Source organism: Marinifilum sp. JC120 (assembly GCA_004923195.1).
GTDB lineage: Bacteria > Desulfobacterota > Desulfovibrionia > Desulfovibrionales > Desulfovibrionaceae > Maridesulfovibrio.
The window spans coordinates 123,005-138,582 of record RDSB01000012.1; the positions used below are offsets into that span (position 1 = coordinate 123,005).

13 protein-coding genes are annotated in these 15,578 nt (G+C 48.1%); 7 read left to right on the forward strand and 6 right to left on the reverse strand.

The genetic code is table 11. The features are described from left to right. The first annotated feature begins 87 nt into the window (after positions 1-87). From D0S45_13130 to D0S45_13150, 5 genes are all read left to right on the forward strand, one after another. On the forward strand, positions 88-504 hold the full coding sequence (locus D0S45_13130) for an aminoacyl-tRNA hydrolase (protein ID TIH14748.1): 417 nt from the start codon (positions 88-90) through the stop codon (positions 502-504). A gap of 117 nt (positions 505-621) precedes the next feature. After that, entirely contained in the window at positions 622-1,140 is a 519-nt protein-coding gene (locus tag D0S45_13135) for an OmpA family protein (protein ID TIH14749.1), read from the forward strand. 70 nt (positions 1,141-1,210) lie between these two features. Further along, positions 1,211-1,792: a TetR/AcrR family transcriptional regulator gene (locus tag D0S45_13140; protein ID TIH14750.1), complete on the forward strand. Its 582-nt coding sequence runs from the start codon at positions 1,211-1,213 to the stop codon at positions 1,790-1,792. Positions 1,793-1,861: 69 nt separating this feature from the next. Beyond that, positions 1,862-2,968, forward strand: coding sequence for an efflux RND transporter periplasmic adaptor subunit (locus tag D0S45_13145; protein ID TIH14751.1), 1,107 nt, complete (start codon positions 1,862-1,864; stop codon positions 2,966-2,968). After that, positions 2,965-5,997 (forward strand): efflux RND transporter permease subunit, encoded by a 3,033-nt coding sequence (locus D0S45_13150; protein TIH14752.1) that lies wholly within the window; start codon positions 2,965-2,967, stop codon positions 5,995-5,997. Before D0S45_13145 ends, D0S45_13150 begins: the two co-directional genes overlap by 4 nt. A 65-nt stretch (positions 5,998-6,062) precedes the next feature. Here the strand turns inward: D0S45_13150 and D0S45_13155 are convergent, their stop codons facing one another. The 6 genes from D0S45_13155 to D0S45_13180 all read right to left on the reverse strand — a co-directional run bounded on the left by D0S45_13155 (position 6,063) and on the right by D0S45_13180 (position 10,718). Beyond that, positions 6,063-6,665 carry a formylmethanofuran dehydrogenase gene (locus D0S45_13155; protein ID TIH14753.1) on the reverse strand — a complete coding sequence of 201 codons (603 nt, stop codon included), beginning with the start codon at positions 6,663-6,665 and terminating at the stop codon, positions 6,063-6,065. 14 nt (positions 6,666-6,679) lie between these two features. Next, positions 6,680-7,498: an ABC transporter ATP-binding protein gene (locus D0S45_13160; protein ID TIH14754.1), complete on the reverse strand. Its 819-nt coding sequence runs from the start codon at positions 7,496-7,498 to the stop codon at positions 6,680-6,682. After that, entirely contained in the window at positions 7,495-8,562 is a 1,068-nt protein-coding gene (locus D0S45_13165; GenBank protein TIH14755.1) for an iron ABC transporter permease, read from the reverse strand. Before D0S45_13165 ends, D0S45_13160 begins: the two co-directional genes overlap by 4 nt. Positions 8,563-8,565: 3 nt before the next feature. Next, on the reverse strand, positions 8,566-9,675 hold the full coding sequence (locus tag D0S45_13170) for an iron ABC transporter substrate-binding protein (protein ID TIH14756.1): 1,110 nt from the start codon (positions 9,673-9,675) through the stop codon (positions 8,566-8,568). Positions 9,676-9,834: 159 nt separating this feature from the next. Beyond that, the gene (locus tag D0S45_13175; protein TIH14757.1) at positions 9,835-10,101 is read right to left on the reverse strand and encodes a DNA-binding protein; all 267 of its coding nucleotides are present in this window, start codon (positions 10,099-10,101) and stop codon (positions 9,835-9,837) included. 59 nt (positions 10,102-10,160) lie between these two features. Further along, entirely contained in the window at positions 10,161-10,718 is a 558-nt protein-coding gene (locus D0S45_13180) for a DJ-1/PfpI family protein (GenBank protein TIH14758.1), read from the reverse strand. 248 nt (positions 10,719-10,966) lie between these two features. Between D0S45_13180 and D0S45_13185 the strand changes: the two genes are divergently transcribed. Next, the gene (locus D0S45_13185; protein TIH14759.1) at positions 10,967-11,734 is read left to right on the forward strand and encodes a hypothetical protein; all 768 of its coding nucleotides are present in this window, start codon (positions 10,967-10,969) and stop codon (positions 11,732-11,734) included. 246 nt (positions 11,735-11,980) lie between these two features. Next, a partial coding sequence (locus tag D0S45_13190) for a hypothetical protein (GenBank protein TIH14760.1) occupies positions 11,981-15,578 on the forward strand: 3,598 nt, incomplete at its 3' end.

Sequence of the window (15,578 nt, forward strand, 5' to 3'; positions counted from 1 at the left end):
AAGAACGATGCAAGACCCGAAGCATCGAACTTAAAGACTGCGTACGCCATATACGCATACAAAAGACAGAATATCCAGCCGTAAGCTATGATAAGTATCACTCCCATATTGTCCATACCCGACAACGAAATTAGTTTTTTTGCCAGCCGCAGTTCCGGCCCGGGCGGACAGCATGTCAACAAGACCTCATCCAAGGTGACTCTTGTCTTTCATGTGCAGGATTCTCCCAGCCTAAGCGATCACCAGAAACGGCTGATTATCAGCAGGCTGGGTGGCCGTATCAATTCCAAAGGTGAATTGCAGCTATCCTGTGAGGAGCATCGCAGCCAGTTTCGCAACAAGGAAGAAGCTGTCTCCCGGTTTGCCAAGTTGATTGCCGATGCCTTGAAGCCTGTGCGTAAAAGGCGCAAAACTAAAGTTCCATATTCGGCTAAGCGTAAAAGGATGGATGGTAAGAAGAAGCGATCTGATTTAAAAAAGAGCCGTTCCAAACCCGGATATTGAGACAGCCTGCTTCTACATATTTTTTAAACAGTACTCTTCTGTGGATTGAAGTCCTTGCCCCAAAGCTGTGGACAGGTTATTTTGGGGTTATCCCTTAAATTTTGTCCGGAGGTCCCCATGAAAAAATTATTTATTCTGATCATATTTATGTTTGCCTGCGTACCGTTCAGCTATGCCGGGCAGGACGGCTTTGCCTCCAATTCTGATGATATTCTGCGCATGATTACTGATCCGGGTGGCCGGGCATTTTTGAAGATTGAGTTCAATGTTAATTCATCAAAGATCAGCAAGAAAGCTTATCCAGTGGTGGACTCCCTCGGTGCAGCTCTAACTTCCGGCTCGGGATCATCCATGCAGGTAAAGCTGGTCGGGCATACTGATTCCGCAGGAAAGAATGAATACAACCGTTCCTTGAGTCTCAAGCGCGCAGAAGCGGTAAAAAATTATCTTGCAGTCCATTTCAATATTGATCCCGCCCGCATTGAAGTTGAAGGAGCCGGTGAGACCCAGCCCATCGCTTCCAATGAGAGTGCGCAGGGCAGGGCGCAGAACCGTAGGGTGGAAGTTATAAATATCAGCAAAAAGTCTGATGCTCCTGAAGTCTTTAAAGAGTTAGATACAAAACAACTCTGGTAGTGAATTGTGCCGTCTGAAATAAATTAATCACTTGATTGACAAGTGTTAATCAAATGATTAGTTGGTTCTCATGACAAAACGCGAAAAGATATTCAATGCTGGTGCCAAGCTCTTTGCCGAACGTTCCTACAATTCAGTTGGAATCAGGGATATAGCCCGTGAAGCTGAGGTGAACAGTGCCATGATATCTTATTACTTCGGTGGTAAGACCGGACTGTTGCGCGAGATTTTTATCAGCTTTAGCGAGCGGATGATTGCTGTGATCAGGAAGGCTATGTCCGGAGCAAAGAATCATGGAGAGCTTGTTGAATTGAACGTAGCTGCCCTTCTTAACGATGCCCGTCAAAATCGGGACGTCTACCTTGTCGGGCTGCGCGAGCTTAATCACGATAGTGAAGAATTGCAGGACCTGCGGGACAATCTTTACAATACAGGGTGGGATCACTTCACTGAGTTTCTGGGCAAGACCGGGGCCAAAGCTGAGCATCCCGAAGAAGTGAAAGATATTTGTTTTACTGCGGTTTTGGGCACTATTTTTTCTGACTACCTGCTCGGTGGCGGACACTACATAGATGATGACCAAAAAGTTGAAGCTTACCGGAAAACTGTCACACTTCTTTTGAAGTCCGGTAGCCCTGCTCTCTGGGAATAATTTTTTTTACCCAACGATTAATCAACTGATTGATTAAGGTGCGTTTGAATAAAAGCAAGGGGGGAAACCATGCGTAACAAAATGTTTTTTTTAATATTGGCAATGATGATTTTACCGGGATGTAAGGAGGAGGTTCATGTTGAACAGCCTGTACGCCCGGTAAGGGTTTTGGAAATTTCAGATCAAAATGCGCCGGAACTGCGCAAATTTCCCGGCAAGGTCAAGGCTACCCGCGAAGCTACTCTGGCTTTCCGCATTCCCGGACAGATCGAACGTTTTTTGGTGAAAGAAGGGGATTATGTAAAGAAAGGGCAACTTATCGCCTTGCTGGACCAGCGCGATTTTCAAGCCGCTGTAGCCGATCTTGAGGCCAAGCTTCTCGGGGCCCGTTCGGTCATGAACGAGGCTAAGCTAAATTTTGAGCGCAACAGCAAGTTGCTGGCCTCAGATACTGTAGCCCAATCATCTTTTGACTCGGCCCAGAGTTCTTTTGAAAGCAGTCGGGCCACGGTTAATTCTCTGATTCAGGAATTGCGTCGATCCAAGCTCAATCTACAATACACCAGATTAGTTGCTCCTTTCAGTGGGACTATTGCTGTTAAGTCTGTGGAGAATCATGAATTTATTCAAGCCAAAGAGCCAATTGTTCAGCTTGAGGACACCTCAGCCCTTGATGTGGTTGTAGATGTACCGGAAAGTATCTGGGTTCGTGGATTCATCAAAAAACACAGCCATAGCTTTAAAGCCCTTGCAAAGTTTGAGACTTATCCCGGTCGCGATTTCAAGTTGGAACTTAAGGAATTTCAGACCAAGGCCAACGCCGAAACCCAGACTTATGAAGTTACCCTGAAAATGGATAATCCTGACGGTCTGTCCATTCACCCGGGTATGACCGCTGAAGTTGTGGCCAGCATGCCTGAAAATAAAGAGTTGAAATTCGTTTCCGTGCCTATTTCAGCGGTGGTTGGTTACCCGGATCAGGACAAGTATGTCTGGGTTTATGAAAAGGGTGCGGTGAAAAAACGCACAGTTCAGGTGGGTCGGATCGTTAATGCCAACTTCGAGATTCATGAAGGCATCAAGCCCGGTGAACAGGTTGTTGTTTCTGGGGCGCATTATCTGCGTGACGGTCAGGAAGTTAAAATTCTCAAAGGTAGAATCGGGGGCCGGGGATGAGTCTTGCACGGCTGTCCATTGAAAAGAAAACTGTTTCAGTGGTTTTGACAATTGTTTTCTTCCTTGGCGGGATCAAAGCCTTTTTGGATATGCCCCGTCTTGAGGACCCTGAATTTACCATCAAGGAAGCGTTGGTTGTTACCAACTATCCCGGTGCAACCCCTTCGGAAATGGCTGATGAAGTCACCGACGTAATTGAAGGGGCGGCCCAGCAACTTAAACAACTCAAGAAGGTAACCTCCATTTCCAATAGGGGACAATCCATTGTCACCGTGGAAGTGCAGGACCAATATGATAAGGAAACCCTGCCCCAGGTCTGGGATGAACTTCGCCGTAAGGTCAGTGATGCCCAGCCCTTCCTCCCCCCAGGGGCAGGGCCTTCCCTTGTTATCGATGATTTCAGCGATGTTTACGGTATGCTGCTCTCGGTAACCGGAGACGGTTATTCTCAGCAGGATTTGCAGGATTATGTGACCTTTTTGCGCAAGCAGCTTCTGCTGGTAGACAATGTGGCCAAAATATCTGTCTGGGGAGAACAGCAGGAGACGGTATTCGTGGAAATATCCCGGGCTAGAATGTCCCAACTGGGTGTTTCTCTCGATTCTGTCTACAAGACCCTCTCCAATCGCAACCTTGTTGTTAAATCCGGTAATGTAAAGGTCGGCCGGGAATACATCGAAATCGCCCCCTCCGGCGGGGTGGAGTCCGTTGAAGACCTCGGGGATTTGTTCATCCGTGACGGTTCCGGCAGACTGGTTCCCTTGCGCGATGTAGCTGAAATACATCGCGGTTACCAGAGTCCTCCTTCCCAGATAATGAGTTTTAACGGGCATAATGCCGTTGCCATCGGCATTGCCGGGAATCCTTCAGCTAACGTGGTCGAGCTGGGCCATGCAATCAATGCAAAATTGCAGCAGCTACAGGGCCAGACCCCGGTCGGTGTCAATATAGAAGAGGTCTATTTTCAGCCCAGCAGGGTGGATAACGCGGTTAATTCCTTTGTCATCAACCTTGCCGAAGCCGTGGCTATCGTCATCATCGTGCTGCTGCTTTTCATGGGTATGCAGTCCGGTTTGCTCATCGGGGCCATTTTGCTGATTACCATTTGCGGATCATTCATTTTTATTCAGATGGCCGGGGTCGCGCTGGAGCGTATTTCCCTTGGAGCATTGATTATCGCCCTTGGTATGCTGGTGGATAACGCTATTGTAGTCATTGAGGGGATCCTCATTCGTTACCAAAAGGGGATGGACCGTATTCAGGCCGCTGTGGATGTTGTGGAGCAGAGCAAATGGCCGCTTCTGGGCGGTACCATCATCGCCATCATGGCTTTTGCCGGAATCGGTTTCAGCCCGGATAAGGTTGGTGAATTTTGTCGCTCCCTGTTCATTGTCCTGTTCATATCACTGATGATGAGTTGGATTACTGCTGTAACCGTGACTCCGTTGCTTTGCGAAATGTTCTTGCGGCCTAAAATCAGTGAAGGCGATGATCCCTATGGTGGATTCATTTTCCGGGCTTACCGGGTAATTCTTGAATTCTGTTTGCGCCGCAGAGTGCTGACTATGGCAACTCTTGTACTCATGTTGGCAGGATCGATTTACGGGTTCGGCTTTGTTAAGCAGAGTTTCTTTCCGGATTCAACCCAGCCCCGTTTTTATATTCACTATTGGTTGCCGCAGGGGACTGACATCCGGGCCACGGCAGCGGATGTGGATGAACTTGCCGATGCCATCCTTAAAGATGAGCAGGTTAAGAGTGTCTCCACCTTCACCGGACAGGGTGCACCGCGTTTCATCCTGACCTATTCTCCGGAAAAGACCGCTTCCTCTTACGGAATGCTGTTGGTGGAAGTGAAGGATTACGAAACCACCGGCGAGGTCATGGCCCGTTATAAGAAATATGTGAACGCTAACTACCCGGATGCGGAAGCCAAGGTTAAGAAATTCAAACTCGGTCCCGGACGTGCGGCTTCCATTGAAGTCCGTTTCAGCGGACCTGATACCAAGGAGCTTCGCCGGCTTTCCCGTGAAGCACAGGATATCATGCTCAGCTCCGGGCATGCAGAGTCCATCCGTGATGACTGGCGGCAGGATGTAAAAGTTCTCAGCCCGGTGATCATGGAAGCACAGGCCAAGATTGCAGGTATTACCCGTCCTGACCTTGCCAAGGCTATGAATATGTTTTTTACCGGTACCAATATCGGGGTTTACCGCGAAGGGGATAAGCTTTTGCCCATCGTGGCCCGTCCCCCGGCTAAAGAACGGCTGGATGTTACCCAGATCGGAGATGTGCAGATATTCAGCCCTGTTGCCGGGCGTATGATTCCGGTGGAAGAGGTCGTTTCAGGATTTGAAACCCATATTGAACCGGGCAAGTTGCAGACCCGTAACCGTATGTTGACCATAACCGCATCGTGTGAACCCACAGTCGGATTGCCTTCAGTTCTTTTCAAAGAACTGAAGCCCCAGATTGAGGCTATGAAGCTGCCAGCCGGATATACTATGGAATGGGGCGGAGAGTATGAGGATTCAAGTGATGCTCAGGCCAGTCTTGCCGGAGCTCTTGGCGGGCCGTTTCTGATCATGATCCTTATAACTATAATGCTCTTCAACAATCTGCGAATCCCGGCCATCATCTGGTTGACTGTGCCCCTGTCCATAATCGGGGTCAGCTGCGGCCTGCTTGCAACCGGGGAACCCTTCGGGTTTATGGCTCTGCTTGGATTCCTTTCTCTCTCCGGGATGTTGATCAAGAATGCCATTGTGCTACTGGATCAGATTAATATTGAGCTTGCGGAAGGTAAGGAACCGTACCACGCGGTTGTGGATTCGGCTCTGAGTCGTATCCGTCCGGTTGCCATGGCAGCCGGGACTACTATTCTTGGTATGCTCCCGTTGGTGACTGATGCTTTCTTCTCAGCCATGGCAGTAACCATCATGGCCGGGCTGGCTTTTGCCACCGTGTTGACCCTGCTTGTAGTTCCGGTGCTCTACACCGTGTTTTACAAGGTTAAGAATCCGGCATAACTGTCAACCATAGCACTTTAAATATAAACCGGGCCTCTGTCGTTGTGACGGAGGCCCGGTTTATATTAAATTTTTTGCTCAACCTTTTCAAAGCAAGTCAGACAAAGCGTGTGTCCTGCAAACTGTCGGGAACGAGATTCCATGTGGGCTTCTCCGCAATCCTTGCAGACTAATGATTGAAGTATTGCGGCCGGACGAGGCATTCGTATTTGCGGCTCCTGTTTGATAAACATCTCAGCAAGGTCGGCTTTGTAATATTGCTTTTCGCATTCGGCCCGTACCTGCATGCATTTTTCTTCCTCTTCAGGTGTAGGATCAGCAAGCCCCATGAGTCGGCCCATGTCTGCCCGCAATTCCCCGATAAAATCTGGATTAAGCACGGCCCGGAATCCCTTACCGTCTTCTCTGCGGTAGAAGGTGAAAGCCATTTTACCGTGATCTTTGAGAATGAGGTTGCCCTTGCCCACGGTGCATCCGGTCAGTGCTTGAATGGCATCCACTCCGCACATGTCGGTTTCACATATGGCAACGATTGGTGATTCGTCGTGATGGCCCAGTTCGCGCAAGCAAAGCTCCGCCGCACGAATTCCGATAGCAACTCCCGGGCATTCGTGTCCGTGAAAATCAATGGTTTGTTTAATCTGCTCTTCTGAGAAATAAGTATTCATATGTAGTCCTTTTTTTACTGCCTTATCTCATGAGTATGTCCATGAGAATGTTCGTGCTCGTAATCAAGTGCTTCGAGGTCTTCCACGGGATGGATAACCGGACAGCCCTTGCGCATTTCGATTTCCACTTCCACGCCGTAAACCTGCTCGATTATTTCCGGGCTGACAGAGTCCTTACCACCGCATCCGCAAACCGTGCCGTTCTTGAGGAAGATGAACTTGTCTGCATAACGCAGGGCCGTGTTCAGGTCATGCATGGTCATGATCGCTGAGACTTTGTGTCCCTTGACCACCGCCCGCACGGTGCGCAGGATTTCCAGCTGGTTCTTGAGATCAAGGGAACTGGTCGGTTCGTCAAGCAGAAGCACATCCGGTTCCTGTACAAGGGCGCGGGCAATGCTGACTTTTTGGAGTTCTCCGCCACTAAGCAGATCAATGTAGCGCAGAGAAAGATGGTTCAGGGAGAGTCGTTTCAGGGCTGCATCTACAATACAAATATCGTGGTCGCGGACCCGCCATTTGATGTGTGGCTTGCGGCCCATGAGTACGGCATCAAAGACCGTTAAGCGGGCGGGCTCCACCCGTTGCGGCACATAGCCGATCAAACGGGCTATGTCGTCTGATGCCAGCTTGAAAACATCCTTGTCCTTGACCAGCACCGAACCTTGTTCGGGCCTGTGTATAGCGTTCATGCACTTGAGCAGAGTTGTTTTTCCTGCCCCGTTAGGACCGAGGATTGCCAGCAGCTCGCCTTGGTCTACTTGAAAATCGACCCCTTCAAGAACGGGAGTGCCGTTGTAACTGAAATTTATACCGTTTACCTTGATGTTCATTTGCTCCCCCTGATGATCAGCCAGATAAAGACCGGTGCGCCGAGGAATGCAGTCAGAACCGAGACGGGCAATACGTTGGGGGCCAGCATGAGTCTCGCCGCAGTGTCCGCAGCAAGCAGCAACACTGCCCCCACAATACAGGAGGCCGGAAGCAGGAAACGATAATCATCTCCGATTATGCGCCGCACCATGTGCGGACAGACCAGCCCCACAAATCCGATTATACCCAGAAATGAAACAATGACCGCCGTAACCAGCGAGGCCAGCAGCATCCCGGTTAAACGGACCCGTTCAACTTTGACTCCGAGTCCCTTGGCGGTTTCGTCCCCGGCTTCAATGGCATTGAAATTCCAGCGGTTGGCCGTGAACCAGATGTATGCCGCAGCAGTTACCGCGCTGATTATTCCCAATTCGGTCCAAGTGGCCCGGGCAACATCCCCGAAGGTCCAGAAAACCATGGCCGCAAGTTGCACATCGTCAGCAAAATATTGCAGGAACATGGTTCCCGCAGTGAAAAGCGCGCCCAGAGCGACTCCGGTCAGGACCATTACTTCCGGCGTGGCCCTGCGAGTGCGGGAAATTGCGATGATAGCGAAGGTGGCGACGAGACTGAACCCGAAGGCGATCATGGTGGTCAGGTAAGGGGAGTTGATATTTACCGCACCCACGTTGGAGCTGGCCATGGTGCCGAGGTCCAGCAGCATTACCGATACCGCGGCTCCAAAGGCGGCAGCATGGGAAATGCCCAGCGTAAACGGGGAGCCTAGCGGGTTACGCAGAATGGCCTGCATGACTGCCCCGGACACAGATAGCCCGGCCCCGGCCGCAAGGGCGGTCAGGGCTTGCGGAAGCCTGATGTTCCAGATGATCAGGTCGAACCGTTTGGTAACGGTATCTCCCAGCAGGGTCAGCAGGGCTTCAGGGGCGGAAATAGAGACCGGCCCCATGCCTATGGAGGTGACCAGCATAGCCCCGGCCAGCAGCAGTCCTGCGGCGATAAAGAACGTCTTCTGCCTGATGTGCCGTGAATATTCAGCGGGTATCTGCCCGTCGTCAAAATGCATGGCCTAGTTCAGCTCCAGCTTTTCAAAACCTTTTACGCTGAAGGCTTTGGTCATGGTCGCCAGAACTGGCGCGCCAACCATGAAACTGTATATCTCGTCAGCCTTGGTTGCGGGATCAATATCTTTAAATCTTTCAGGGTAGAGTACTTTACCTACATAATAGGCATCAGCAATGATGGAGCCGTAGTTACGGGAATACCAGTTGTAGGGCAGCACAGTGTAAACCTTGCCGGAAGTTACCGCATCAAGGGACTGGTAAGCCGGGTCGGTCTTGATCTCATGGATGGCTCCTGCATTCTCTCCCAGCTGGGAGGTGGAAATATCTACAAAGAGGATTTCCGGGTTCCAAGCCACAATCTGTTCTTTGGAAACAGTGGCATGCTGCAGGGGCTTGCCTTTACCCTTGGGCGGGCAGGCTGCGTTTAATGCATTTACAAAACGGAAGGGCGGATAGGCTGGTTCGGTTGACTGGAAGCCGTGTGGTCCTTTCTTGGCAATACCGCCCACGTAGCAATTTCTGCGTTTGGCTTTGGGGATGTCTGCGGTTCTGGATTTCAAATCAGTAATCTTACTTTCCATGAAGTCACATACTTCCTTGGCCCGTTCCTGTTTGCCGATGACTTCGCCGATGAGTTGCAGAGATTTGTAGATGGTGTCGCGTTTGGCTGCGAGGCTGGCATAAGAAAGGCAGATTACGGGGATTCCTGTCTTGGCCTGAAGTTCATCCGGGTCGTAACCCATATCTTTGTAAGTTTTGAAAATAACCTGCGGCTGCGGCTCAAGTCCGAGAATCAACTCCGGGTTGTCGTGTCCCCGGAATTCACCGATAAGCGGCATCTTTTTAAATTGCGGATTGGCGATAGCGTAGGGGCGGGCATCGAATCTGGTCTTGCGATGTTCGATGGAGTCCACACCGACGATCATATTCTGTCCCTGAAGGTAGGTCAGGTAGCGCAGGCATCCGGGACCGGAACAGATAACCCGTTCCACTTTAGCGGGAATTTCCACGGTACGCCCGGCCATATCTGTGATGGTTCGTGTTCCAGCAAAGGCTGGCAGCGAGATGCAAAGGGTGATGAGTAGAGACAGGAGAGCGGAAAATAATTTGTTCATGAGCACCTCAGATTTTGTAGTCAACAAATGTTGCGGTATTATTTTGTTTCGATATGTATTTGATGTATACGTATTGAAAAAACGTGTCAATATGGCCACAAAAAAGGCCGCCTAAAGAAATATTTCAGGCGGCCTTTCATCGATAATTTTGAGGCTGTTTTAAGCGACTTTGTTAACTAAATATGTTGTGCAAGCAACCCGTAACAGTGACGCGAAGTTGGATATCTCTCCATTCAGGCTGTATGCTTCGTTATGGAGTGTGGAAATGAATTTGCCTGTGCTGGTCTGTTCTTCAGCTGCAAGTTCATCAAGGATATTCCAGAATCGTTGCTCCAGTCGAATGCTGGTCACAGCACCGTTAATTCTTATGGATTTTGTTACCTGCTCATATTCAGGCGGCGGGGTGGAAGCGTATATTTCGCACATTGCTCTACCTCTTGTGTTCTTTAGCTCCCCCCCTTTTGCTCATCGCTTGGATGAAGTGATTAACCGATCTGGTCAACCAGCAGACGCAGCCATTTGGGGTGGGCAGGCCATGCGGGAGCGGTTATGAGATTGCCGTCGCAAATGGCGTCATCAAGTCCGATTTCAACATATTCTCCGCCAGCGAGACGCACTTCGGGAGCGCAGGCCGGATAGGCGGATACTTTTTTACCTTTGAGTATTCCGGTTGCAACGAGAAGCTGCGGTCCGTGACAAACTGCTGCAATGGGACGGTCTGAAAAATCGCGAACCATATCAAGCACTTTTTCATTGAGGCGCAGGTATTCTGGAGCTCTGCCGCCGGGAATCACCAGAGCAGCATAATCCTCGGTATTCACACTGTCAAAGTTTGCATTAAGGGTGAAGTTGTGTCCGGGCCTTTCAAGATAGGTCTGCTGGGCTTCAAAGTCGTGCACGGCTGTGGCGACCTGTTCTCCGGACTTCTTATCCGGGCAGACAGCATCCACATCATATCCCATGGCTTGCAGGGCCTGAAAGGGAACCATCACTTCGTAATCTTCCACAAAGTCACCGACGATCATCAGAATTTTCTTAGCCATTATCTGTCTCCTTTTTGAAATGTTTATTAGAGCAGATTAGCAAAGTGTGGAATGTAAGTGGTAATATATCAGTACTACAGGTTTCTAATGTATTGAGGGAAAAATATTGAGGTTGTCCCTTAAAAGCTCTGCGATTGGAACTGGTTATATCTCTGAGCGCTGGAATGATAATTGCTTTATATTTCTTAATGTTTTTTCCCAGGTAATTATTACCATCCGCTTAGTGCGGATAAACCAGGAGTATTTAGATGAGTATTTCAGGAATTGACAGTCCTGAAAGTTCGCAGCTGAGTGCGGGCTATGCTCCCGATGAATCAAGAATTTCAGAGCAAAGACAGCAGAGTGATTTTCTAGATTCATTAATGATATCAAAAGATAAGGATAGTAATGGTATCCTTACTCTTGATGAGTCAGGACTAAGAAAGGAAGAGTTCTCCAAGCTCGATGCTGACGGGAATGGTAGTGTCACTCCTTCTGAAGTGCAGGCTGTTCTTGAGAAGATGCAAAAGGAGAAAGGCGAGCTGGGCAAGCTTGATGTCCAGATGCAGCAGGCGGAAGAATCTGCCGTTAAAAGCCCAAGAGCAGCTTCCCAGAAGATGGTCAGCCTTGAAGATAGCGGGTTGGATGAAAAGACATTTAACATGCTTGATTCTGACGGAGACGGTAAGGTCTCGCAGGTCGAGATAGATTCTGTAAAGTCGGAAGAGAAACAGGCTCAGGAAGGCAATTTGTTATCCGAAGCACTGGCGGAGTTTGAGAAGAATTTTTTCCGCAAGAAAAAGGATGATGAAGAGGAAAAAGAAAGGGAATTAAACAAAGAAGAAGTTGTTGACGAAGAAGATAAGCAATCTGTGCAGATAACCGGCATTAATGCCGAGCAAAAAGAAGAGTCTACCAATGACAGGCAAGGTAGATCTTTTTCAGCAAGACAGATGGTCGGAGTCCGGGCCTATCAGGATCAGGCTGCAAATTTCTTTGCCTCTGCCGCCCAGTCATCAGTGAAGTTTGAATATTAAGCTGAATAGATACTTACGCTAAATAGGAATAACGAAGCCCTCTGAATTATTTTCAGGGGGCTTCGCTTGTTTTGTATAAGTTTAAATAAATAAGCTGCTTGCGACTTTTTTCACGGGAATTCACGTGGAAATATTTTGACAAATTACAATCCTGAAGGGTTTGGTAAAATCAATAATTTAAGCTCGCTGGCTGTTCGGTGCTTATAAGTTTACCAATTTACAAATTTCTCTGTCAGGAGTCCCGTTGTGAAAAAGTTGATCCTTTCCCTGATCGTTTTGGGGGTGATTTTATGTCCTGTCTTTTGCCTTGCTTCCACCCCGGTAGAATTGATTAAAAAGATTAATGCTAATGATGCCGGAGCAGGAACTGTGCAGGCTGATGCAAGATATGGGGCCAGTGTTGCTATGAATAAAGATACGATGGTTATTTGTGCTCCAAATGAGAAATTCAGTGCGACTGAGAGTGCTGGAGCAGTATATCTGTATTTAAAGGATAAGGGCGGCACGGGGAAATGGGGATATCTGAAGAAAATTACTTATTCGGATGTTGGAGAATCCTTATCTTCTATGAAATTGGGATACGCAGTATCTCTTTCAAATGATTATCTGGTTATTACAGCTCCGCTTAAAGATTGTATTGGGAAAAGTAAGGCCGGGTCAGCATACGTTTTTGGAAGGAATAAGGGGGGGATTAATAATTGGGGCTTTGTTCAGAAGATTACTCCGCGCTCCGTAGAGGATACAGGACTGTTCGGTGTAAGTGTTGCTGTTTGTGATGAGGTCATGGTTATAGGGCATCCGTATAGTTTTTATTCTGGAACTCCTGACCAGGGACGCGCTGAGGTCTATTTGCCTGATCCTGATTATCCGGGAGAATGGAAGTATCATCAGACACTGACCGCTCAAAATGAGCAGGGAGCTTTGGATCGCCAGTATGACTTAGAATTTTCGTCTTCTTTAGCTATATGCGAGGGGAATATTATTGCAGGTGCCCCCAACAAAAACTCAGACAGAAAAGTTAAGTCAGGGTGTGTCTATATGTATTCTAGAAAAGTAGATGAGTATTGGAGAATAGAGAATAGAATTTTTGCCCAAAATGATGATGGCAGCCGTGATGTTATTGAAGATTCACAATTTGGCTGTAGTCTCTCTGCCTCAGGGGATATGCTTCTGGTTGGTGCTTCTGGAGTCAGTGTCGGAGCCAAGGATGAAGTAGGAGCAGCCTATGTATATTCCAAAGACAAGAATGGTAAGGATCAATGGGGAATAGTGAAGAAACTTGAACCTGTTTTAAGTGATGGTTCTTCATATATTTATGCAGATAGTCTCTTCGGCAAGGGAGTTTCTTTATCAGGAGACCTTGCTCTTGTTGGGTCAAATCGCGGAGCATTTCTTTTTGACAAAGGCACATCAGATATATGCCCATGGCGCATGGTAGCCAGAATTTCTGATAGCGAAACAGAGTCTGGAGCTTTGCTTGATGGCGGTGTTGGCATACATGGAAATTATTGTGCGGTAGGGGCAAGTACAGAAAAGAATAAACCCATAGCCGCATATCTTTTTAAAATCCTCGCCATCAGCTGCGCTGATAAAACAGTCAGCCCTACTGCGACCCAACCTCCAGGAACTAGTGTAACCGTGACTTCGGTTGCTAAAAGAGTGAAGACTACAACAGAGCTTAAGAAAGAGCACCAGACACCCGGCATGGACAGTATGCTCGGAGCCAATGTTTATGAGTTTAACGCCACAGTTACAGCCGGGAAAGTGGCCTATTTCTGTTTCAACAGTTCCAGCCTTGGAGAGCGTGGGGCAGAGGATGTTTCCCTGTTCAAACTTTTCCCGGACAAGGAATCAAAGAGTTTTACCTACAGTCCCGGCAAGAATCCTGAAGATGAGGGCTACTTCTGGATTACCGACGAAAATAACAGCGGGCAGTACATTGACTCGAAGATGGTCCTTGAAGGCGCGCGAACTTACACAGTCAACTATTCGGTAAAAGATAATGGCGATTATGATCTGGATGATACACCCGGTGTGATTAACGACCCGGTCGTTCCGGGCACTTCTTCAGGCGGCGGCAGCAGCGGGTGTGTGATGAACCCGCAGGCGGGCTTTGCGGTGGAACTTTGCGGATTATTTATTGTCGCCTTGTTGGGGATTGTCGCACGTGAAATAGGTAAAAAGCGTGCCCTAAAAAATACAGCCCTGTCCCTTGTCTGTTTGGGATTGATTTTATGCCCTGTCTTTTCTGTTGCTTCCCCCTCGGTGGAATTGCTTAAGAAAATTAATTCAAACTCAGCTAGAGAAGCTGGAGCAGAATATGGGGTTACCACTGCTATGAATAAGGATACGTTAGCTGTTGGTGCTTCCGGTGAAGGGAGTGGAGCTGTGTACCTTTTTATGAAGAACAAAGGGGGAGCAGAAAAATGGGGATATCTGAAGAAAATTATTCATTCGGATGTTGGGGAACCCCTATCTTCTATGAAATTGGGCTACGCTATAGCTTTGTCGAATGATTATTTGGTGATTACTGCTCCGAGTATCACTTGTAATGGTGTAGCAAAGGCCGGGTCGGCATATGTTTTCGGAAGAAATAGAGGGGGGATTGATAATTGGGGTTTTATTCAGAAGCTTACTCCTCGTTCGTTAGAGCATAACAGTGAGTTTGGCTTAAGTGTTGCTATTTGTGATGAGGTTATGGTCATAGGGCATCCATATAGCGACTATTCCGGGATTATGTCTCAAGGACGTGCTGAGGTCTATTTGCCTGACCCGGATAATTTGGATCAATGGAAGTATCATCAGACACTTGTCGCTCAAAGCGAGCAGGGATCTTTGGACCGTCAGATGGGTTTAAGCTTTTCGTTCTCTTTAGCTATAGTTGAGGGAAAAATTGTTGCAGGTGCTCCTGCGAGAAATTCTGGGGGAGTGTTGTGCTCAGGGCTTGTTTATATTTATTCCAAAAATACGGAGGTCGATGATTATTGGAGAATAGAAAAAAGAATATCTGCACAAAAAGTTGATGGCAGCTCTGATGTTATGAAAAATTCTCGATTTGGCGATAGCCTCTCTGCTTCAGGGGATATGCTTCTGGTTGGGGCTTCTGGAGTCAGTGTCGGGTCTAATGCGAATGTCGGAGCAGCCTATGTCTATTCCAAAGACAAAAAGGGTAAGGACCAATGGGGAATAGTTAAGAAACTTGAACCGATCTCTGATGATGGAGTTCCATATATTTTTTCGGAAAATTTTTTCGGTAGGAATGTTTCCTTATCAGGAGATCTTGCTCTTATCGGATCAAAAAGCAGTGCTTTTCTATTTTCAAAAAGTCAATCAGATGCAGGATCATGGGGCATAGTCAGAATGATTTCTGATGGCAAAACTGAGCCGGGAGCTCAGCTTGATGGTGGGGTTGCCATTCATGGAAATTATTGTGTGGCTGGTGCAAGTCTTAAAGATATTGAGATTATAAATGCTCAATATGAGGTGGTTGGGTACAAAAAAAGTAGAGCAGCCTACATTTTTAAAACCTCCAACATCGTCAGCCCTGATAGCTGCGCAGACAAAACAGTCAGCCCAACAGCAACACAGCCCACAGGAACCAGAGCAATCGTGACTTCGGTTGCTAAAAGGGTGAAGACTACAGCGGAAATTAAGAAAGAGCACCAGACTCCGGGCATGGACAGCATGCTCGGGGCCAATGAGTATGAATTCACGGCCTCAGTAACAGCCGGGAAAGTCGCGTATTTCTGTTTCAACAGCTCAAGCCTTGGTGAGCGCAAGGCTGAAGAAGTAGCTCTTTTCAAGCTTTTCCCGAATAAAGATTCAAAGAGTTTTACTTACAGTT